The organism is Natronolimnobius baerhuensis (assembly GCF_002177135.1).
Classification (GTDB): domain Archaea; phylum Halobacteriota; class Halobacteria; order Halobacteriales; family Natrialbaceae; genus Natronolimnobius; species Natronolimnobius baerhuensis.
Genome location: NZ_MWPH01000001.1, coordinates 787,051 through 806,687 on the forward strand (window position 1 = coordinate 787,051; position 19,637 = coordinate 806,687).

Annotated in this window: 21 protein-coding genes; 10 read left to right on the top strand and 11 right to left on the bottom strand. The window is 59.9% G+C overall.

Going from position 1 to position 19,637, the window contains the following annotated elements; translation table 11 throughout:
• The first annotated feature begins 4 nt into the window (after positions 1-4).
• Together B2G88_RS03780 and B2G88_RS03785 are read left to right on the top strand one after the other, a co-directional pair.
• Positions 5-289 carry a ribbon-helix-helix domain-containing protein gene (locus B2G88_RS03780; RefSeq protein ID WP_054862036.1) on the top strand — a complete coding sequence of 95 codons (285 nt, stop codon included), beginning with the start codon at positions 5-7 and terminating at the stop codon, positions 287-289.
• Complete coding sequence (locus B2G88_RS03785) at positions 282-566, top strand: type II toxin-antitoxin system RelE family toxin (protein ID WP_054862037.1); 285 nt, start codon at positions 282-284, stop codon at positions 564-566. Before B2G88_RS03780 ends, B2G88_RS03785 begins: the two co-directional genes overlap by 8 nt.
• A 129-nt stretch (positions 567-695) precedes the next feature.
• Here the strand turns inward: B2G88_RS03785 and B2G88_RS03790 are convergent, their stop codons facing one another.
• The 5 genes from B2G88_RS03790 to B2G88_RS03810 all read right to left on the bottom strand — a co-directional run bounded on the left by B2G88_RS03790 (position 696) and on the right by B2G88_RS03810 (position 4,421).
• The gene (locus B2G88_RS03790) at positions 696-1,478 is read right to left on the bottom strand and encodes a S1 family peptidase (protein WP_245835289.1); all 783 of its coding nucleotides are present in this window, start codon (positions 1,476-1,478) and stop codon (positions 696-698) included.
• Positions 1,479-2,243: 765 nt separating this feature from the next.
• Positions 2,244-2,597, bottom strand: a complete 354-nt coding sequence (locus B2G88_RS03795; RefSeq protein ID WP_087714009.1) for a type II toxin-antitoxin system PemK/MazF family toxin — start codon at positions 2,595-2,597, stop codon at positions 2,244-2,246.
• Positions 2,594-2,833: a hypothetical protein gene (locus B2G88_RS03800; protein ID WP_054862039.1), complete on the bottom strand. Its 240-nt coding sequence runs from the start codon at positions 2,831-2,833 to the stop codon at positions 2,594-2,596. The genes B2G88_RS03795 and B2G88_RS03800 overlap by 4 nt, the downstream gene beginning before the upstream one ends.
• Positions 2,834-3,002: 169 nt before the next feature.
• Positions 3,003-3,527, bottom strand: coding sequence for a GrpB family protein (locus tag B2G88_RS03805; RefSeq protein WP_087714010.1), 525 nt, complete (start codon positions 3,525-3,527; stop codon positions 3,003-3,005).
• A 72-nt stretch (positions 3,528-3,599) separates the two neighbouring features.
• A complete protein-coding gene (locus B2G88_RS03810; RefSeq protein ID WP_087714011.1) occupies positions 3,600-4,421 on the bottom strand; it encodes an aminoglycoside N(3)-acetyltransferase in 822 nt (273 codons plus the stop codon).
• A 183-nt stretch (positions 4,422-4,604) separates the two neighbouring features.
• Between B2G88_RS03810 and B2G88_RS19860 the strand changes: the two genes are divergently transcribed.
• Together B2G88_RS19860 and B2G88_RS03820 are read left to right on the top strand one after the other, a co-directional pair.
• Positions 4,605-5,141, top strand: coding sequence for a hypothetical protein (locus B2G88_RS19860; RefSeq protein WP_245835290.1), 537 nt, complete (start codon positions 4,605-4,607; stop codon positions 5,139-5,141).
• 41 nt (positions 5,142-5,182) lie between these two features.
• Positions 5,183-5,584, top strand: coding sequence for a universal stress protein (locus B2G88_RS03820; protein WP_054862041.1), 402 nt, complete (start codon positions 5,183-5,185; stop codon positions 5,582-5,584).
• 14 nt (positions 5,585-5,598) lie between these two features.
• Here B2G88_RS03820 and B2G88_RS03825 read toward each other — a convergent pair whose 3' ends face one another.
• From B2G88_RS03825 to B2G88_RS03835, 3 genes are all read right to left on the bottom strand, one after another.
• Positions 5,599-5,976: a universal stress protein gene (locus B2G88_RS03825; RefSeq protein WP_054862042.1), complete on the bottom strand. Its 378-nt coding sequence runs from the start codon at positions 5,974-5,976 to the stop codon at positions 5,599-5,601.
• Positions 5,977-6,519: 543 nt separating this feature from the next.
• Complete coding sequence (locus tag B2G88_RS03830; RefSeq protein WP_087714012.1) at positions 6,520-6,831, bottom strand: DUF7521 family protein; 312 nt, start codon at positions 6,829-6,831, stop codon at positions 6,520-6,522.
• Positions 6,828-7,178, bottom strand: coding sequence for an ArsR/SmtB family transcription factor (locus tag B2G88_RS03835; protein WP_054862044.1), 351 nt, complete (start codon positions 7,176-7,178; stop codon positions 6,828-6,830). The genes B2G88_RS03830 and B2G88_RS03835 overlap by 4 nt, the downstream gene beginning before the upstream one ends.
• A gap of 262 nt (positions 7,179-7,440) precedes the next feature.
• Here B2G88_RS03835 and B2G88_RS03840 point away from each other — a divergent pair, with 262 nt between their 5' ends.
• The 3 genes from B2G88_RS03840 (at position 7,441) to B2G88_RS03850 (ending at position 10,807) form a co-directional block, all read left to right on the top strand.
• Entirely contained in the window at positions 7,441-8,040 is a 600-nt protein-coding gene (locus B2G88_RS03840; protein WP_087714292.1) for a metal-dependent hydrolase, read from the top strand.
• Positions 8,041-8,333: 293 nt separating this feature from the next.
• Positions 8,334-9,458 carry a polysaccharide deacetylase family protein gene (locus B2G88_RS03845; protein ID WP_245835307.1) on the top strand — a complete coding sequence of 375 codons (1,125 nt, stop codon included), beginning with the start codon at positions 8,334-8,336 and terminating at the stop codon, positions 9,456-9,458.
• Positions 9,455-10,807 (top strand): PGF-pre-PGF domain-containing protein, encoded by a 1,353-nt coding sequence (locus B2G88_RS03850; protein ID WP_087714013.1) that lies wholly within the window; start codon positions 9,455-9,457, stop codon positions 10,805-10,807. Before B2G88_RS03845 ends, B2G88_RS03850 begins: the two co-directional genes overlap by 4 nt.
• A gap of 32 nt (positions 10,808-10,839) precedes the next feature.
• On the opposite strand, the gene B2G88_RS03855 is transcribed toward B2G88_RS03850, so the two are convergent.
• Both B2G88_RS03855 and B2G88_RS03860 read right to left on the bottom strand, forming a co-directional pair.
• Positions 10,840-12,204, bottom strand: a complete 1,365-nt coding sequence (locus tag B2G88_RS03855; RefSeq protein WP_087714014.1) for a metallophosphoesterase — start codon at positions 12,202-12,204, stop codon at positions 10,840-10,842.
• A gap of 224 nt (positions 12,205-12,428) precedes the next feature.
• A complete protein-coding gene (locus B2G88_RS03860) occupies positions 12,429-13,547 on the bottom strand; it encodes a DUF354 domain-containing protein (protein ID WP_087714015.1) in 1,119 nt (372 codons plus the stop codon).
• A 160-nt stretch (positions 13,548-13,707) separates the two neighbouring features.
• Between B2G88_RS03860 and B2G88_RS03865 the strand changes: the two genes are divergently transcribed.
• The 3 genes from B2G88_RS03865 to B2G88_RS03875 all read left to right on the top strand — a co-directional run bounded on the left by B2G88_RS03865 (position 13,708) and on the right by B2G88_RS03875 (position 17,416).
• Complete coding sequence (locus B2G88_RS03865; RefSeq protein ID WP_245835308.1) at positions 13,708-15,027, top strand: prenyltransferase/squalene oxidase repeat-containing protein; 1,320 nt, start codon at positions 13,708-13,710, stop codon at positions 15,025-15,027.
• Positions 15,024-16,238, top strand: a complete 1,215-nt coding sequence (locus B2G88_RS03870; protein ID WP_087714016.1) for a glycosyltransferase family 4 protein — start codon at positions 15,024-15,026, stop codon at positions 16,236-16,238. The genes B2G88_RS03865 and B2G88_RS03870 overlap by 4 nt, the downstream gene beginning before the upstream one ends.
• 158 nt (positions 16,239-16,396) lie before the next feature.
• Positions 16,397-17,416 (top strand): GNAT family N-acetyltransferase, encoded by a 1,020-nt coding sequence (locus tag B2G88_RS03875; RefSeq protein WP_087714017.1) that lies wholly within the window; start codon positions 16,397-16,399, stop codon positions 17,414-17,416.
• A gap of 184 nt (positions 17,417-17,600) precedes the next feature.
• On the opposite strand, the gene B2G88_RS03880 is transcribed toward B2G88_RS03875, so the two are convergent.
• Positions 17,601-19,523, bottom strand: coding sequence for a hypothetical protein (locus B2G88_RS03880; protein WP_087714018.1), 1,923 nt, complete (start codon positions 19,521-19,523; stop codon positions 17,601-17,603).
• Between the last annotated feature and the right edge of the window lie 114 nt (positions 19,524-19,637).

Genomic DNA, 19,637 nt, shown 5'->3' on the forward strand with positions numbered 1-19,637 from the left:
ACGTATGTCCGAAGCGGCCACAAACAACGGCGACGACGAGATCGTCACGGTGAACTTCAAAGTCACACGGTCGTTTCTCGACGAAATCGAAGACACGTGGCAGGGACGAGGATTCAACAGCCGTAGCGAATTTATTCGATATACCTTACGTGATGCCGTCGAACACCCCACGTTCGACCGCGATGAACTCGTCGCACTCCTTCAAGCGGAGGAGGATTTCCGTGAAAAACGGACGATGAGCGCCGAAGAAGCGCGCGAACGATTCGGTACTGGCGACACGAATGAGTGACGGCGGGTGGGCGTGGGAACTCGCATCGAACGCACAGGACGACCTCGATGCGCTGAATCCGAGCGAGCAACAGCGTATCATCGACAAACTCGACGAAATCGTCGATTCTCCGTGGCGCGACCCACCAGACTATGGTGAACCGCTCCAGAACAGTCAACGCCGTAAGGTACGTATCGGTGAGTTCCGTCTCGCGGTCACTTTCCATCGAGACGAGCACCGAATGGTCGTTGCTCGAATCAAACGTCGCGGAGGCGCGTATACCGCTGACGACGACTGAGTAGATGTACCAGAAACCGGCAAAGTAGACGAACTCTGTAACATCAGTCTGAGACCTGAACAAGGTCAAGCAGCGGGAGAACCGGTAGCCAAAAATAAGTGTTCAGCCTAATTTCGATATATCTCTAATTTAAGTCCATTCGTCTACCGATTCTAGCAGTGTTTCAACTGGTGCGCTCGTTGTTAACTTATCGCGTTCGGGCAACTGAGTGTACAATACATCGGATTTCGAAAAATCATCTTCACTGTCATTCGCCAAACGTGACCCGCTCACAACGCCAACGACGTTTCCTTCAAGGGTCAGCAGTGGGCCCCCACTATTGCCTCGCGAGGTAGGGACTGTCGAGTACAACGTATCGAATACCTCATCATACTCTTTGTGACGTCCTAGGGTCATAATCCAGTTACCGATTGTACCAGGGTGACCAATCGTTACCAATGGATCGTCCTTGGTAAGATTCGACCTGTCTCCGATTGGGAGTTCTTGGATTCCCTCCAAATCCATTTGGAGAAGCGCAACATCTGGTATCATGTCCTCATAGTAACCAATACGAGTTGCACTACTGCTGTCACCATCGAATGTTTGGATAGAGAACGAATTATTATCTATGACAACATGAGAATTCGTTACGACGTATCCCTTATTTGCATCGAGAATCCATCCAGTTCCTCCAGAACCGCCCTCTCCGCCCACTGTCACGGTCGCATTTCGAGCATCCCTGGCCATTGTTTCTGCTCGTTCAATGATATCGGTTGAGAATTCTGATATTGAGTCTTCTCGATGGAGTTCTTCTATTTGTTTGTCCTTTGACTTGACTAGCGCTTCGAGCTCTTCGATTCGTGTTTTCTGTTCTTGGTTTATAGCGTCTGATGTGGGCTCTCGCTGGCTTGTACATCCTGCAAGCCCCGCCATGATGACAATTGAGCTAAGTTTAAGAATATCACGCCGAGACCTACTATCCATACATATTTCTCTAAGAATCCATCGCATATACAAGTTTTTATACAATGAATGCAAAATCCAGACCGGATTTATACAGGTTGTATCTCATTTAATCGGGTGAAGAGGCGATCAGGGGCATCTTCGTCGAGTGAAATCGTTTTTATCGCCATCATAGTGTACAGTACTACACGAGCTCTTAAACGGTATAACGTCTGGACCATGTTCGTTGCGGACGGTGAACAACGGATCGAAAAACCGACGAGGTACACAGGTCCGTGTAACGGAAGTTATAGGCCTGAACAAGGTTGAACAAAGAAACACTAGATAGCACTAATCAAGTTTCTAAGCGCGTGTAACACCCAACAAGCGATTGGAAATTGTCCGGTTTCTGTTCAGTTGATTCGTGTTGAACGGATTGAGCAGTAGACCGATCACCAGAACCAGCGGACACTACACGTGCTTATTGACCGCTGGAAATTGAGGATTCTATCTGGTATAACAGCTTGAGTATTCCCACTAACAGTATCACAACAATAGCAAGAAGTAGTTTCCCAACGAAGAGTCCATAGACCAAAACAACAAGTGCAAATAAAGGAATCAGTACTAGCTCCCAGTCTGTTTTATACCCGTTCATGTCTGCAAACAATTCTATATATTTAAATATTTTTCCAAGATACCGGTCTTCAACCCCACGAATTGGTATGTGTTTTACCTATACTGATCGCTGCAGACACGTCAGTCCAGTCCGAGGCTTAGTTTCAGCGCTTCATCTACTGCCTCCATCGTCTCTCTATCGAGGCTTCCAAGCACCGAGTGAATCCGTTTTTCGATGGAAACGACACGAATTTGATCGAGGCGAATCGAGGAATCTTTCTCGAACGGCGAGTCCGCTGCTTCAACGAGAACCTCGAACGGATAGCCTCGATAGGTTCCCGTCGCAGGCGCAACGATAGTCGTACTAGCATTGTTATTCCCAACGTCGTTCTGGACGACTACCGCAGGGCGAGTTTTCTTCATTTCGTGCCCTTCAGCAGGATCGAGTCGGACAATAACCACGTCGCCGCGACGAATCTCCGAGCCCTCGCTCATTTATCCAGCCCGTCCCACGCCTCGTCCGACGCTTCATCCCACTCTTCCGCAAACTCTTCCGCACTCTCCGAAGCCTCGCGGTACGCGGCAGCTAGTTCATCTTCGTTGGGATGGCCAGATTCTACCTCGACGACGGCGACGGTCACACGCTTGTTCGCGTACTCCGTTCCGAGATAGATTCGACCTCGGTCATCGGTCTCGTTCGTTCGGAGGTCCCGAGCATCTACTTTCGTCATGCTACCGACTTGGACCGACTGCTGGATAAGTCTTACCCACTATTACCCACGGCAGATATATTCTGTGATTCGCACCATGGATTTCATCTACTTGAACAAGGTGGAGCAACAGAACGGTCACTGAAAGTGGCCCTTAGTCGGACATTGGACAATCGCTCGTGACAACCCACTACTCACCGTTCATTGCGCACTCGAGGACAGCCGCCACGAATGTACTTTTTGCATCGGTGTACGATTCCCTGTCCGCCGGATAGGTCGCGGCCAGTTCTCGTTTCAGGGCTGCATACTCGGCGGCCGCGACGGGATGTGTTCGCATGTAGTCCCGAAATACGAGTGTCTCCTCGGAGACGGTGCTCTCTCGTTCTGTGACCGAAAGATAGTGTGTTCGATTCGTTTGTGGCCCCTTGGCGAAGAAGAGACGCCCAGCGACGTCGTCAGTTGGGCGATATTCGTACCCGTTCTCCTCGAGGAGGGGACGCAACGCGTCGGCGGATTCCGGTTCGTCGACTGTCGCGAGCATGTCGATGACCGGTTTGGCGGGCATGCCCTCGATAGCGGTGCTGCCGACGTGTTCGATACTGTTGATATGCTCACCAGCGATTGCCTCGAGTCGGGCACGTTCGTCCTCGTAGCGGTGTTTCCACTCTGCGTGATACTCGCAGAGTTCGACGGTTCCTCGTGCTAACCCGATCATGTGGTACCCTGTCTGTTCTCGAGTATAGAGCTGTTGGACGCCTTTACGTTCGCAAAATCGCTGTTCCAGCGCTTACTGTGGGCAAGATTCCCGATGCTCCTCGAGCCACTCAACTGCGAAATCGACGAGTGCCGGTTGCTCAATGAGCAGTGCGGTTGCGTCGGCGACTGTGCCCGTCGTGGGTTCAGCCTGTGCTTCGAACGCCGCGCCGAGGTCGGGAAAGTCGTCCGTGTGGCCGTCGAGGAGTTTGTAGTCGACCAAGACGCGCTCGCCGTTGTCGATGATCGGCACGCGATTGGTCGTCGTCTCGAGTGAAATTGCTGCGCGGTGTTCGGCGAGGTGGAGCGACGTGTTCGTCTCGTGGCCGGTGCCAAGCATCAGGACGGCGGCATCGTGGTCGTAGAGGCGGGCGAGTGGCGACGACTCGCCGAGACCGTAATCGAGGGCGTGGTCACCGGCGATGGCGTCAGCGTCAGCACCCCAGGCTGCGACGGAAACGGTTGGATGGGCGCTGCGGATGACGCCGGGATAGTTCCGGAAACACTCGGGAATCGCGCCCATGCCTCGAGTCGGAGTCGTTTCGGGTCGGTAGGCTGGCCGTTGCTCGCGGATGGGGTCAATCCAGTCGTCGGGGACGGGCGGGGCCGACCAGTCGGCCGGGTTGGTGTACTGCGGGGAGTGGGTTGGCATGACGAGCGTGCCAGCGTCGGTGAGTACGGTCTGGAGGGCGTCGACGACGGCCGGTGCGTCGCCACAGACCCACCCGAGTGCGCTCAGCGAGGAGTGGACAAACAGCGTATCACCGGCTGCAATATCGAGATCGCGGAGATCGGATGCGAGTGAGGCAACGGTAGCCGGTTCGTCGACGCGTTCGACAGCGTCTGCTTCGCTCATGACTCGAGTCTCTCAGCAGGAGTAATTGAAGATTCGGATACAGGTCTGCTGGCCAGCGTCTCGTGACGACCCGACTCACCGGACAGTCTCTCCGTGTTGTGACTCTCATCGAACGCTGAAAAATGATTGATACGCAGGGTTGGCAAACACGCATCTATGCCTGGATTCGGTCGACGAGAGCCGATGGCAAACCCGCGCGTGTGCTACCGATGTTTAAGCGACGACTCAGAGTTGGTGTCGACAGCGACTGCGGCCGACGACACGCGGGACTCGTCCACGAGCGACCGCCCACTTCGAACCGACGGCGGCCGAGAGCGTCAGAATCAGGTCGAAACTGACCCCCTCGAGGACGCAACCGACACAGACGCTGTCACGGTCGCGTTCCGTGACCCCGAGACGGTCCAGATTACCGGCGATCTCGAGGAGGTGTTGCTCGCGGTGTTCTGGTGGGACGAGTCGGGGCTGGTCGGAACGATCACGGAGCCGATCGGTGGTGTCGACGGCGAGCGAACCGTGACCGTCTCGAGCGTGTTCAGTGAGCAGCAGTTCGCCTACGGCCCGATCATCACCGGTGTCGAGGGCTTCACGACGGTGGGACCATCGGTTCCCGGCACAGGAGACATCTCGAGGCCAAACCCGGACCTTGAGGCCTATATCGATGCTGTTCGCGAGGAGCATGCAGGTATCGAACTCGAGGAACCGTTTCCAGACGCCGGATAGGTGGCGACCGAATTTTGAGCGTTCGTCCCAACAGTCGAGACATGTACGACGATATCTTAATTCCGACTGACGGCCGTGCGAACACTGAGCGCGCAATCGAGGAGGCGATTGAACTCGCGGGCGTCCACGACGCGACCCTGCACGCGCTGTATGTCATCCACTCGAGTGCGATTGCACCGGGAATGGACTTCAGCGATCTCGAGGATGCTGGCACGGAGGCCGTCGACTACGTGGCCGAACAGGCGGCCGAGGCTGGCGTCACCGATGTTGAGACGACGGTTCGCCACGGACTTCGACACGAGGCGATTCTCGATTACGCACAGCAACACGGGATCGATCTGATCGTGATGGGGCGCAATCGCGGCCTCGAGCGATTCCTGCGAAAGAGCGTCTCGGAGCAGGTGTCGGAAGACGCAACGACGCCGGTGTTGATTGTCGAGTAGGGGGTGCAACCGCGCTATAGCTCCGGAATCGGGACGACAACAACTGGTCGGGTTGTTCGCTCGAGGAGCGCAGTCGTCGTTGATCCAACGGTGGTGGTTGCAGTCGGATTGCCGCTGTACGCGCCGACAACGAGTTCATCAGCGTCGATTTCGTCGGCAACTGTTGGGAGGACCGATTCGGGCTGGCCGTCGTGAACAGCTGTCTCGACGTGACCGACGCCTGCGAGGCGGACTGGGGCAACAGTGAGCGCTTCCTGTGCGTCCTGCCGTGTCGTCGCGTCATCGACAGCGGCAACGACCGTGACACTGTCGTCGCTCGTCGCGCGATCCTCGAGGTAGTCACAGATGGCGGCGGTGGTGTGGACGGAGTCGGTGCCGGCGAGGTACTCCATACTATCCATCGCCAGGGCGCGACCAAGTACCTGTTGTCAGCGTCCAGTCGTGTTGTATACAGGCATTTTCCGACTCAGAAAATGCACTCACATCACTATTATGGTGGCGTCGAAAGGGAGTGATAGAGGCGTGTGATGCCCGATTGCACACGTCTCGAACTGCCCGATCCAAGATCGAACGAACTGCTCTCCACACGACACGAACTGCCCCACATCGTGTCCATCCGTTCGATCACTTCCCCCCGTGGCTCGCCACCACGGTTTCGTCGACCGGTCAGGGGGTACCCGATCAGTTCGGTTGCCACAGCCGGTCGGCTGTCTGCTCGTTCAGCCCGCTTCGGCCCTCACTGTCGCACCGTTTGTGTCCTGTTCGTACCGGCTGTATCACACGTTAGCCGCGCTCAGCGTATTGGCCGGTGAGCGTGACCTGCTATCGAAATAATGCTCATGAACAAGCCGTTTCTCAGAGAGGACTCCTACAACTGTATACTCTTTCTCTCTCAGACTCGAATCCGTAGTTGCCAGCTGTCGGCTTCCAATACGCTAGTGACGTCCGTACAGCGAGTACATAATCGCGAGCAACCCGAGCAACCGGCTTACGTTCTCGAGGAAGACGGTGACGATCTGATCGACGTCGGTGAAACTGGTGCTCACGACGTTGACGAGGAACGGACACAGCGTCAACAGCAGGAGGCCGACGGCGAGATACAGCATGGAGGAAGCATCGTTGCGCCGGTAGCCGCGGTACGCCTGGTATGCGATGATCGTGCCGATCAGTGCAACGAGGAACAAACTCGCGATGGTCAGTAGCTCGAACAGGGTTGCCTCGTCGACCCAGACGGCGTTGCTGCTCATCGCATCCCCTCCCACATACGCGTGAATTTGTCGGCAACGTCGTCTTCGTCCTCGTAGCTGAGTTCGAGTTCGAACGTTCCGTCCTCGAGTGAGAGTTCCAGACGGTCCAGATTTGCGCTGTAGACGCTGTAGTGGTTCCCGTCCGACGCGAGTTCGGTTGCTTCGGTCACGAGGCGACATTCCTCGAGTCGGTCAAGTCGTCGATAGATCGTCGGGAGGGATGCGTCACACCGCTCGCTCAGGGTACTGGCAGACATGGGTTCGACGCTCGTATGTGTGAGGATGTCCCGCGCGTACTCGTCGTCGAGAATGGCGAGCACCGTCGAAAGATCAGGCTCCTCACTCACTGGTAACTGAATCGTTCTGGTATCGGTATCAAAAGCGGTCCGGTTTTTCTGGCCCAGAAAACACTCTCTGGGTGGGTGTTTCAGACCACGGGACGTCGTCTCGAATCTCTACTCGACCTTTCTCGGGTCTGTACCCGCAGTATTCATCAATTATGCTGTGTACAACAGCGGATAGATCGCCAACCGATAGCATAGGGCAATCGTTCGACCGATGTCGGTACTCGAGCCATAACTAACCCCGCGAAGCCGCTGGGTGATGGTGATGTGGCCGTGGGAACACGCAATCGTTGGCTATCTCGCATATTCACTGGTCTGTCACCTCGTGTTTCGGCGCTCGCCGACCGGACTCGAGGCGTTTGCAGCGGTGTTTGCGTCCGTCCTGCCGGATCTGATTGATAAGCCGCTGGCCTGGGAGTACGGCGTCTTTCAGTCGGGGTATGCACTGGGACACTCGATTTTCTTCGCGGTTCCGCTCTCGATTGCGGTCGGGTTGCTCGCACACTGGGTCGGACGAGGGCCGGCGGGGATCGCGTTCGGGGTGGGGTACCTGCTCCATCTGCCCTCGGACGTGCTCGATGGCTACCTTCGGGAGGGACAGGCCTACCCGGAACTGATGCTCTGGCCGCTCGAGACGGTGACCGAACACGACCACGGGCAGGGGTTTACCGACCAGTTCTGGCTGTTTTTCAACCGGTATCATCATGATTTCCTCGCAGGCGATCTCTCGACGTACATGTGGGTACAGCTCGGATTGGCGAGCGTCGTTGCATTGCTCTGGCTGTACGACGGCGCACCGGTTCTCCGCGAACTGGTGATCTGGGTCACGCGAGGAGTTCGTGCACTGCTCCCTGGTCAATCTTAGTCTCGCAAGGGGCACAATGGCTGCCACCGGCCCGCCGAATCAACAGCAGGCGTTCGATTGTGTTGCTGGTATGGACTTCCATTCTCCGAGTAATGTCGTCATTTACTATCCTCCCGTTTCCGATGAGAGTCTAGCTGTAATGAGCGATACGAACCGGTGCTATCGATTTTCGACGCACGCCCCACGTGAGTCGCTGCAGTCTCCCCCCTCCTCGCAGCGGTGTGGTACCCGGCGTGGGCGGCCCCTCGAAAGTCGCTGTCACGAACGACCGGCTCGAGCCAGTGGGTGGAAGCATGCCTGAGTCGACCGACTCGAGTGCGCGGCCAACTGACTCGAGCGTGCCAGTCACAGCGACGGCCGAGCCAACTGAGACGGAGCAGGCGTCTCGCGTCACGACACTGCCGGGTGATGCGGAGTTCGCACTGTGTCTCACCCACGACGTCGACCGGCCGTACAAGGGGATTCGGTCGCTGTACTACGCGACACAGGAGCGACCCGGCTATCACCTTCGGTCGGCACTCGACGACACGAACCCCTACTGGCAGTTCGAGGAGATCATGGAACTCGAGGCCGACCTGGGCGTTCGGTCGGCGTTTTACTTCCTGAACGAGCAGCACTTGCTGGCGGATCGACCGCCTCGAGAGTGGCTCTCGCCCTCGAACTGGGTGCAACATCTCGGCCGGTACGACGTGACCGCCCCTGAGATTGTGGACGTGATTCAGGCACTCGATGACGGCGGCTGGGAGGTCGGCCTTCACGGCTCGTATCACACGGCAACCGACCGAGAGCGACTTCACGAGGAGAAAACCACCCTCGAGTCCGTCCTCGACGGGCCGGTCCGCGGCGGACGTCAGCATCACCTCCGGCTCGAGACTCCCGAGACGTGGGGCCACCACCGCGCGATTGGGCTCGAGTACGATGCAAGTCTGGGCTCGAGTACCGAGTGTGGCTTTCACGAGGGCTATCACCCGGTTCGGCCGTTCGGCGACGAGTTCGTTGTCTTCCCGCTGACGGTGATGGATCAGGCACTGCCGGATCCCGGGAAGACGTTCGAGGCTGCCCAGCGGACCTGCGAGCGACTGCTGCTCGAGGCGATGAACCACGGCGGCGTGATGACCGTGCTCTGGCATCCACGCTTTTTCAACGAGCAGGAGTATCCCGGTCACCGGGAGCTGTATCGGTGGGTCGTCGAACGCGCACTCGAGTTGGGTGCGTGGGTTGGCTCGCCCGGCGAGTTCCGGACGGCACTGGCACTCGAGTGCGAACGCGAGCACGCGAAAGACCACGAGTTACAGCAGAGACGCGCACTCGAGCATACGGCGAGCGAGCGAACGCAGCCGCCACAGTACGCCGAAGCGAATCGGGTTCTCGAGGAGACGCCACCGACCGGCCCATCAGCAGCACGAGGTGAGCCATGAACGACAAATCACTCGCGCTCGCGCTGGTCGCGCTGGTCGCGTTCGGTGGCCTCGCTGCGGTTGCACAGCCGGTTGCAGCGAACACCACGACGCCACCGACGAACGACGGCTACGTCGTCGAACAGGCGGGTGACTGTCACCAGATTGAGGCGCTGTCCTCGAGTGGCACTGTCGAGGCGTTCTACGACTACCGGAATCACGAGACACATTCGGAGGGTGTCGACCGGATGTACAGCTCCTACGGCACGGAGCACCTCCAGGAGGACAACACGAGCGTGCTGTTCCTCCATCAGGGAACTGACGGCCTGAGTCTCGTCATGATCCACGATCAGGTCGATGGCGACACGACGGGTGGCGTTGCAACCTTCGAGATTAGCGGCGTGCCAGCCGAGACGGAGTGGGTCGTCCAGGACGACCTCTACGAGGGCGAGACGAACATGGTCGAGTGGTACGACGAGGACGGCTGGATCGGTGCCGACTGGATCTGGAGTGAAGCCCGAACCGACGGCGGTGCGATTCAGGGCGGCCTCAATGACGAGTTCGCCATGACGATCCACCCGGCGTTCAACGAGGACGCAGCGCTCTACGATGACGAAGACATCTACGATCCGGACTTCCACGAAAACGGCACGATAGACGATTGGGAAGCCCTCTCAGGTGACGTCGACGATCCCGACAGCATTGACCTCTCGCTCGAGGAGCCGGTGACGATCCGAACCGGCACGTGCGACGATCCGTCCGTTAGCTACGACCAGCCGAGTGATGGCGACGGCGACGAACTCACCGCAACCATCGAGGGCGCGGACGCGTCCGACGAGGTCGCGCTGCAGCCACTCACCGGCACCGACGCCGCCGCGACGTTCGACGGCATCGCCGTGACCGACCTCGAGGGCAACGCCTCGGTGACGTTCGCAAACGACGCCGACGGACTCCCTGCCGCCCCGAGCGACATCGAGACACTGTCCTCGCTGGCCGTCTCCAGCGACTCACTCGAGGGCTCGAGCGCGACGGTTACCTTCAGCGTCGATGCGAACACGCTCGAGGAACAGCACCTCTCGCCGGACGAAATCGCACTCTACGAAGCCGACGGCGACGAGTGGGAGCAGGTGCCGACGGAGGTCACTGACCAGACTGGCGCAGAATACCGCTACAGCGCCGAGATCACGTCGTTCGAGGGACTCATGATCGCCGAACAGCAGGACGAGTTGACTGACGACGGCTCGGCCTCGAGCGGCGACACCGACGATGGCGGTGCCTCCTCGATGCCCGGCTTTGCGGCCGGAGGCGCGCTGAGCGCACTCGCGGTGGTAGGTGCGCTGCTCGTCGCTCGAGGGCGATTGCAACGGTAGCGCTGATTGCTCGTTTCGGTTTTTGGTTTTGCTCACTCTCGAGAGGAGAGCGTTTCATCAACGCGCTCGGCTGTTTCGTCAGTGTCGTTGGTGCCATCGGGAGAGACGACCGTTCGATCAGGCAGCGTCGGCGTCGGCGCGCGCCCGAGCGTGAGCACGCGTTCGGTGAGCGTCAACTCCTCGGCGCTCGGGTCCGCTTTCGCGATCTCCTCGTAGTCGACGACCACCGACCCCGATTCTGTGGCGATTCGGACGACACACAGCTGATACGACGGGTAAAAGACCGGCGGGAGCACGCCGGTGACCACGTCGCGTCGATGCAGGCGCTTGAGCCACGTCCCAGTGTTGACGAGCACCCGGCCCTCGACCTCGGTCGTCGTCGGCCGGTGCGTATGGCCGTAACAGAACACCGCCGTCTCCGGATTTTCGGCGAACACGTCTCGAGCGGCCTCGATGTAGGGCTGCTCGGGGTCGACGGTGAGATCCCCCTCGAGGACGCCAAATCGCTCGACGGTGTGGCCGAAATCGCGGAGGATGAGATAGGCGGGAACGCTCACGACCAGCAGCGAGCCGACGGTGACGACGGCGGCGACGAGGAAAAAGTGGACGGCCTCGCCGACGAGCCCCAGTTGTGTCAGCACGGCATCGGCCGTCTCGACTGGTATCGTCCAGACGCCGGCGACGTCGAGACCCGCAAGCACCGCCAGGAGGACGCTGAGGTTGAACAACAACAGAAACGGAAGCAAGCCGTAGCGCAAGAGCGGATTCATCTCCCGGTAGAAGTACTTCGAGAGCAGCCAGCGCGGGACGCGCTCGGTCGGCGTCACCGCCTGAACGTCTTTGAGCCAGTTGTATCGCCCGCGCTCGGAGAGCCGACCGGCACGACTCGTCACGAGCGTGTTGTAGTAGTACCCAAGCGGCGTCTCGTAGGGGTTTCCGAAGTCCTCGAATCGGTTGTTCTCGTCCTGTTGATGGCCGTGCTCGAAGTGAATCGTCCGGTCGCCAATCGGGCGCGTGATCGACTCGGACTGGACGAGTTCGACGTTGTACTCGGCGAGCAGGTCGACGTACTCGTCGAAGGCAGCCAACTCACTATCGTGATTGCCCGGCAACAGCGTGATCGGAATCGCCGCGCCAGTCGCTCGTAACTGCGCGAACAGATCCGGATAGCGCTCGATCAGTGCCTCGAGTTTGTCGATGCCGTCGTGTTCGGTCACCTCCCACAGTCCGAACGCGTCGCCGTTGATGTGCAACTGGGCGTTCTCGTCGGTGTCCTCGAGGCGCTCGAGAAAGGCGAGCAGTTCCGGGAGAAAGTCGACGGTTCCCAGTTGTTCGTCACCGCCCATGTGGAGGTCACTGATCACGTAGTAGACCGGGTCGTCGCCGGAGTCAGCCATGGGGCCACCGAGTCAACATCGAAGAGTCACATAGTGCTTCCCCCGGCGGGTCGCAAGGACAGAGAAACAAACAGCGCGCAGAACACATACGGTTTACTGTACGTCATTTCTGGCGCACCCGCTGCCCGCGTTGCGGGTGCAACGGTGGACTCGCTGCACTCGCCCACCGAGACTCGTCTCACACGGGTCGACTCACCGCCGGTACATCGGTACAGCAATCCGTATCAGTCGCCGCCGACACCGACCGACTGTGCCGGCTCGCGTGCGGCCAGTTGGCTGAACTGCGAGAGGCTGTCGAGTCCGTCGACGTAGCCCTGTGCAGTTGCAACGTCGACGATCACGTCCGTCAGGTTGACCTTGTCCGCGAGGAAGCCGTTGCGTCGACGCCGCCAGGTCTCTGCTGTATCGTCGGCCTCGAGCAGGGCCGTTGCCTGTTCGATGATATCATCCGCTGAGGCCACGTTGTGGATCAGGCCCTGATTCTCGAGTTCGACGAAGTTGCCCATATCGTCCTCGCCAACGAAGGAGTTCGAGCGAATTGCCGGCGTGCCAAGCAGTGCGGCCTCGGTGACCATCGTCTGCGTATCGGCGACCAGCAAGTCCGCCTCGGCGAGCACGTCGTGGAGCAGCGCCGGGTGGAGATCGAACGGCCGGGCTGGCAGTCCCTCGAGGTCGGCATCACCGCCTTCGTCGGAGACGAGCACCGTCGCATCTTCGCTGAGTCGCTCGACGATTCGGCGCTGATCCTCGCTCGTGATTCCCTGTTTGCCCACGTCGTGCTGGGAGCCAAAGGCGTTGAGCCGGAGGATTGCGTAGGACTCGTCTTCTGCGAGGCCGAGTCGGTCGCGGACCGAGGGGTTCGACTCGTACACTTCGGGGTGGAGGTACGCACACTCTTTGAGCCCGGGGAAGACGTGGTGGTCCTCGCCGAGGTCCTTTCGGAACGTATTCGGCGTGAGAATCGTGCGAGCGAACGGCGTCGAAATCGTGTGATCGAACGACGCCGGCTCGGAGTCGATGAGCAAGACTGTGGGTGTGCGGGTGACTGCGCCGGTGTGGGCTGCGTAGCCTCCCATCCCGAAGATGAGGTCCGGATCGAATCGTCGAGCGCTCGCGATTGCGCGGACGTAATGGGCTGGCAACTGGCTCAGCAGCGATCCTTTCGAGGTATCACAGGAGCCATAGACCGTGTAGGGGAGGTCGTACCACTCGAGCAAGTCCGTCGTGCAGGTGTAGTCCCGCGCGAGGACGAGCACGTCGTGGCCACGGTCACGCAACCGTTCGACGGCGTGTTTGTACAGATGAACGTGCGCCGGGGTGTTAGTGAAAAACAGGTACTTCATGTGAAAGGCACCGTATCTGATCACTCCCGATGGCGAGGGTTTGTTATCTGGCTCGTACCGCCAGTTTTGGCCCGGCGAACTGCGGGCAGTCTCCCCCTGTCATGACGGCGAAATCGGTAGCAGGCGTATAATAATGGGATTTCCGACGGACCACCCACTGATGCAGTCGCAAGGACTTCCCGAACCCACCACGCAGGCCGAGACGGATGACCGTCCTCGAGCCGTCGATCACTATCTCTCAGTTCTGGATTCGACGCTCGCGTACGCTCGTCGTCGTGACTATTCCGGGCCGGATTACGGCGACGGGATGAGCAGCCAGCTGTTACAAGCTGCCCCCGTCGAGAATCGCTTCGTGAACCTGGTCGTTCAGGAACTCGTCAAACGGACGCCGGTCAACATCAGGCCGCTGTTGCGCGTCGAGGACCGGCGAAACTACAAGGGAACGGCGCTGTTTACGATGGCGAATCTGAACTTCGACACCTATACGAGCGCCAACGAGGAGGTTGAGCGACGGTTCGATCCCCGCGCCGAAGCCGACCACCTCGCCCAGTGGCTCGTCAACGAAAGCCTCGAGGGCTATAGCGGCTTCTGTGGCGGCCACCGACACGAGATTCAACACTTCCACACAAAGGGTGTGCCGAGTGACCCTGATATCGTCTCGACAGCTTACGGCGTTAAAGCACTTGTACAGGCGACCGAACACGGACTCGGTAACGAGTACGCCGAAATCGCTCGCACCGCGGTCGACTTCCTCATCGAGGAGTTGAACTACCGAGAAGTCGATGAGGGCGCAAAAATCGACTACCACCTGAACCATCCCGACGACTCCTATACGCTCAACTCCGCGGCCCTCGGCGCTGGCATGCTGATCGACCTCTACGAGCACTTCGGCGACGAGGACCTGCGCGAGCGCGCAACGAAGATTCTGGATCATGTCGCGGCCAACCAGACCGACATCGGCGGCTGGCCCTACCGCATCCCCGCCGACGCCTCCCACCTCTCGATGGACAGCCACCACAACGGCTTCATCATCGAGGTCTTCCAGCGCTATCGCGACGTCATCGACGCCGGCCGCTACAGCGACACGCTCGAGGAAGCACTCGAATTCTACCGCGAGGAACTGTTCGAACTCGACGGCGCGCCGAACTTCGACGAATCGAACGCCTATCCCCGCGATATCCACGCGAGTACGCAGGGCATTCTCGTCTTTACTCGGGAGGGCGACCTCGAGTTCGCCGACCGAATCCTGCGCTGGGTGCTCGCAAACCTGCAGGTCGAGGGCGAGGAGGGCCGGTTCTACTATCGACAGTACCGCCATCACATGAAACGAGTTACCTTGATGCGCTGGTGTCAGGGCTGGATGTCGTATGCGATGTCGGAGTTCCTGCTAGCCTGTCAGGCCGCCGGCGGGCAAGAAACAGCACTCGACTCCGAGATCGACGTTGAGCACCTCGAGTCGACGCCACACCCAAACGCATGAGCGAGACAACCACCGAGGCAGACAGCGATGGAACGCGTGGCGGTTCCAGAAGCGACGGCACCGGTGAGATGGACGACAGAGCGCGTTGGCGAGCACCGGTCGAGGCGATGGGTGAGAGCGATCCGGAAGACGCTCGAGTGCTGGTCCTGACCGGACTCGGGCACAAGAACGATTTACACTACGGGCCGCTTGCGGACATCGCCGAGGAGACGACGCTGGTCTGTCTCGATCCAGACCACGTTGGCGACATTGAGAACGCGAACTACGTGCAGGTGCCCGACTTCGGGCCGCGAATCCTGCGCGTTCTCATGCTCTTTGTCGTCGCCCTGCTCGAGGGGTATCGCAACGAGTACGACACCGTCGCCTCGATTTCGCTGGTGCCGTACGGCCTCTACGCGCTCGCATTGAAGCACATCTACGGCTATCAGGCGTTCCTCGGCATCATCGGGATCGACCTCGACCACCACGCCGAGCAGTGGTACGGCGCGGGGCCGCGCTGGGCGTTCAGACAGTTCGACGCCGTCTCCGTCCCCGGTTCCGACCACGCCGAGCGACTCCTCGAGTACGGCCTCGAGCGCGAGCGCATCCACATCCTGACGAACGCCATCGACACCGACACGTACCACCCGATTCCGGCCGATATTGACACCGAGTACGACTTCGTCTGGGTCGGCCGCTTCGGCCCCGAGAAGGATCCCGTCTTGTTCGTCGAGGCACTCGCCGAACTCGAGGAGCGCGGCAACGAGTTCAATGCAGTCATGGTCGGCAACGGCGCGCTCCGAACCGAGGTCATCGACGCGGTCGCCGCCCACGGCCTCGAGGATCGGATCGACTTCGCCGGCTGGGTCGACGAACCGCTGTCGTACTACCGCCAGTCGGATACGTTCGTGTTGACCTCGCGTCGGGATGCTCTGCCGCTTGCGATGCTCGAGGCGATGGCATCCGGCCTGCCCGCTGTCGTCCCCGATATCGGCTCGGTAACTGACGCCGTCACGGACGGCGAAAACGGCGTCGTCGTCGACAGCCGCCACCCACGGGCGCTCGCGGCGGCGATGGAACGCTGTCTCGAGGATGAGTATCGAGCCCCGCTCGCCGAGGCTGCCCCGGAAATCCGCGAGTCGGTCTCGATGGACGAGGCCGGTGAGGACTGGCGGAACATTCTCACGACGCTTGGGAACGAGACCACAACCCTTCCGTCGACTCGAGACTGACTCGAACGCGGCAGTTGTTTTTGGATTTTGCGTGGCCTCGAGCAACTGCTGTCGGATGCGACACGCAGTCAGTCTCACGCACTCGAGACCGTTCAGGACTCGTTACGATCAAGTAGCGCCGAGATAACAAAACACCAACCCATCATCGATGTGCGTACATGGACATCGAACGACTGACGCTCGAGGAGTGGGGCGATGCGCTGCCACGATCCGGTATCGAGGTGTTTCACGACCCGGACGCACTCGCCGTGCTCGACGCACACACTGACGCAGAGATGCGACTCTACGGCGCGTACAAGGGCCAACAAGCCGTTGGCCTGCTGCCCGTGTTCGTCGACCAGAAATCGGTCGGCCGCACAGTATTCTCGCCGCCGCTCTCTCTTGGCGTGCCCCGACTCGGCCCGGTTATCAACCCGAACAGCCCGAAACAGCGCAAGTGGGAACGGATCAACAGCGAACTCGCCGACGCCGTCATGGCCGACCTCGAGACCGACAAGCGCTCGACGCTGTTCCGGATGACCTGCCCCGTCGGCTACGAGGACCCGCGACCGTACAACTGGAACGACGCCTCGATAGAGCCGAAATTCACCTACGTCGTCGACCTCGAGGACGCCCAGGATATCGAGGACGCGATGAGCGGGTTCAGCAAGAGTCTGCGAAACGAGATGCGCCGCGTCGACGAGGTCGATCTGACGATTGAAACCGAAGGCGTCGACAGCGCCCTGCGGATCTACGACGACGTCGTCGCCCAGTACGAGGAGTACGACGACACCGCACCGATGTCCCGCCAGTTCGTTCGCGACCTGCTCTCGAGTCTGGACGACGACCGCTGGCGCGTCTACGTCGCCCGCACACCCGATGGCGAGTACAAAAGTGGCATCCTCTCGCTGTTCTCGAACGACCTGGCGTACTACTGGCAGGGCGGCGTCGTCGCTTCCTACGAGAATGTCAGCGTCAACAACCTCATCCACCGCACGATCTTAGAGGATATCGTCACCGATCCCGACCTCGAGTCTGTCACCGGCTACGACCTCGTCGGGGCGAACACCGAACGCCTCTGTGAGTACAAAGGCAAGTTCAACGGCGAGTTGCGTCCCTACTACGTCGTCGAATCGTCCGGCCTCGAGATGACGCTCGCGAAGTCGGCCTACCAGCGCGTCTCCGGGACGTTCAAGTAGGAGTTCCCGCACTCGAGTCCGCTGGCAGAGTGTCGTCACTCCTCGAAAACACTGCCGAAACGAAAGACCGCGAAAAAGAGCGAACCTTCGGGGTCGTGTGTCAGTCGGACGCCTGACTCGTGGCGCAATCGGTCAGTGACCGCGTCAGCGCCTCGAGACGGGAGTCCACACGAAGTTCCCTGTCTTAGCGGGCGTTGTACTCGATGTCGACGTAGGCGTCGCCGTTCAGCCAGAAGTCCGTGATGTCGCCGCTGAACCAGTAGGCGTCGCGCGAGTCGTCGACGGAACCTTCGACTCTGTTGCCGTCGATGATATCGCTGTCATCGATGGAGGAATCTCGGTGGGTCGCCTTCTCGACGGTTCCCGAGACCTCGAACGTGTAGGACGCTTCGGCACCGGTTTCGGTGCTGTCGATCACGATGGCTTTCGAGGGCTGCTCGCCGTCATCGTCCTCGTCGTCACCGCCAGTTTCCTCGATAATCTCCTCGACGCTCATTGCTTCGCCGCCGAGTTCGACCCACATCACGTCTGGCTGCTCGAGGTCGATGGACGTCACCGAGCCCTCGATCAGGAAGGCGTCACCGTGGCCGCCGCCAGTGATCCCGCCGGCGTGGACGGTGTCGCCGTCGGCGTCGATGAAGTCCTCGCCTGTGTAGGTGCCGCCCTCGATGCTTCCTCCAGAGGGGCTCTCGTATGGTGCTTCAGTGAACTCGACGGCACCCTCTGCCGTGAATTCGTAGGCCGCGTTTCGGGCGTTCGGTTCAGTCACGAACGAGAGCAGATTTCCCTCCGTATCGGTCTCCTCGTCGTCTTCGCGGCCGCCAGTTTCGTCGATAATCGCCTCGAGAGATTTCTCTTCGCCGTCGAGTTCGACCCACATCAGGTTGGATTGCTCGAGGTCGATCTCGGTCACTGCGCCGTCGACGACGAACGCATCGCCATGGCCGCCGCCGGTGGTCCCGCCAGCGTGGACGGTCTCGCCGTCGGCATCGATGAAGTCCTCATCCTCGTACGTGCCGCCCTCGATAGCGCCGCCGGATGGGCTTTCATACGGTGCGTCGTAGAAGTCGACAGCGCCCTCGGCCGTGAATTCGTAGCTGGCGTTTCGGGCGTCCGGGTCGGTCACGAATGCGAGTACGTGGCCGTCGATTTCGGCGTCGTCATCGCTCTCATCACTCTCGTCCGGCGACTCACTCGAGGAGCCCGAGGCCGCGTCTTCGGCGCTGAGTGGCACACCCTCGACATCGCTCGGCTCGGTTCGCTGGGGCGACCCCGCGGAACTGCCGTTGATTCGGCCCGAGTGGTTGACGGTCGTCTCGTACCGCGTGTTCGTCACCGTCACCGTCGCGTTGTGGCCCCAGTGGCCGTCGCCCGTGCCGACGTCGCCGAAGCGAGCGTCCGAGAAGTCACAGTCGATGGCTTCCGTGTCGTGGTAGAATCCCCAGAAGTTGCGGTCACAGCCGACGGCGACACAGTTCTCCGCGTACGATCCCGACGAGCCGATCCGGAACCCACCTGCGCGACAGTCTGCCGCGTAGGAGTTCGTGATGTGGACCTCGCCGCCACCGCCGCCACCGCTTGGGTGGCGAGACAGGTCACCGGGCGAGCTGCCGTAGATCGCGTTGTCGGGATACCCCTGAATGTTCACGCGGTCGATCTCGAGGACGCCGGCGTGGCTGTTCGCGACGTAGATACCAGTCGCGCCAGGGTAGGTGTCGTCGGGTGCGCCGTCGCCGAGATAGAGATTTTCGATTCGGCCGGTGCCGTTCCGGGAGACGCTGGCGATCAGCGGCTCCGCCTTGCTGTAGCCGTCCCACTCGCCGCGGACGCCGACGTTGCGGATGAGCCAGTCAGAACCGGAGGCGTTGATCTGGTACTTCGCACCGCGTGCGGTGATGTCGATCAGCGTGTTCTCGAAGGTGTCACCGCTGCCGAGAGTAACGCTGTAGGTGTCTCCTGCAGAAACCTCGATAACGTCGTAGTCTTCGTCTGCTGCTGCACCGGTACTGGCGATACCGAGTGCGGCTGCGCCGGCTGCGACTTTGAGATACGAGCGGCGGCCGAGCAGCGAGTTGTCTTCAGGTCGTGGATCCGTGTTCTCGCTCATTACATCCCAATCGAAGACTGTTCCGGCGAAGTAATACTCTCTTCAACTGATTAGTCTTTAAACCCTGATCGTCAGAGTTTGCGGAGACTATCGCTCGAGTGGAAGTCAGTGAGG

Bases quoted from the DNA above. Each gene is read 5' to 3' on its own strand.
- B2G88_RS03810 (WP_087714011.1), bottom strand. From the start codon at position 4,421: ATGAGCGAAGCAGACGCTGTCGAACGCGTCGACGAACCGGCTACCGTT.
- B2G88_RS03865 (WP_245835308.1), top strand. From the start codon at position 13,708: ATGCAGTCGCAAGGACTTCCCGAACCCACCACGCAGGCCGAGACGGAT.
- B2G88_RS03805 (WP_087714010.1), bottom strand. From the start codon at position 3,527: ATGATCGGGTTAGCACGAGGAACCGTCGAACTCTGCGAGTATCACGCA.
- B2G88_RS03875 (WP_087714017.1), top strand. From the start codon at position 16,397: ATGGACATCGAACGACTGACGCTCGAGGAGTGGGGCGATGCGCTGCCA.
- B2G88_RS03790 (WP_245835289.1), bottom strand. From the start codon at position 1,478: ATGGCGGGGCTTGCAGGATGTACAAGCCAGCGAGAGCCCACATCAGAC.
- B2G88_RS03830 (WP_087714012.1), bottom strand. From the start codon at position 6,831: ATGAGCAGCAACGCCGTCTGGGTCGACGAGGCAACCCTGTTCGAGCTA.
- B2G88_RS03780 (WP_054862036.1), top strand. From the start codon at position 5: ATGTCCGAAGCGGCCACAAACAACGGCGACGACGAGATCGTCACGGTG.
- B2G88_RS03840 (WP_087714292.1), top strand. From the start codon at position 7,441: ATGTGGCCGTGGGAACACGCAATCGTTGGCTATCTCGCATATTCACTG.
- B2G88_RS03820 (WP_054862041.1), top strand. From the start codon at position 5,183: ATGTACGACGATATCTTAATTCCGACTGACGGCCGTGCGAACACTGAG.
- B2G88_RS03825 (WP_054862042.1), bottom strand. From the start codon at position 5,976: ATGGAGTACCTCGCCGGCACCGACTCCGTCCACACCACCGCCGCCATC.
- B2G88_RS03870 (WP_087714016.1), top strand. From the start codon at position 15,024: ATGAGCGAGACAACCACCGAGGCAGACAGCGATGGAACGCGTGGCGGT.
- B2G88_RS03860 (WP_087714015.1), bottom strand. From the start codon at position 13,547: ATGAAGTACCTGTTTTTCACTAACACCCCGGCGCACGTTCATCTGTAC.
- B2G88_RS03855 (WP_087714014.1), bottom strand. From the start codon at position 12,204: ATGGCTGACTCCGGCGACGACCCGGTCTACTACGTGATCAGTGACCTC.
- B2G88_RS03785 (WP_054862037.1), top strand. From the start codon at position 282: ATGAGTGACGGCGGGTGGGCGTGGGAACTCGCATCGAACGCACAGGAC.
- B2G88_RS03800 (WP_054862039.1), bottom strand. From the start codon at position 2,833: ATGACGAAAGTAGATGCTCGGGACCTCCGAACGAACGAGACCGATGAC.
- B2G88_RS03795 (WP_087714009.1), bottom strand. From the start codon at position 2,597: ATGAGCGAGGGCTCGGAGATTCGTCGCGGCGACGTGGTTATTGTCCGA.
- B2G88_RS19860 (WP_245835290.1), top strand. From the start codon at position 4,605: ATGGCAAACCCGCGCGTGTGCTACCGATGTTTAAGCGACGACTCAGAG.
- B2G88_RS03880 (WP_087714018.1), bottom strand. From the start codon at position 19,523: ATGAGCGAGAACACGGATCCACGACCTGAAGACAACTCGCTGCTCGGC.
- B2G88_RS03850 (WP_087714013.1), top strand. From the start codon at position 9,455: ATGAACGACAAATCACTCGCGCTCGCGCTGGTCGCGCTGGTCGCGTTC.
- B2G88_RS03845 (WP_245835307.1), top strand. From the start codon at position 8,334: ATGCCTGAGTCGACCGACTCGAGTGCGCGGCCAACTGACTCGAGCGTG.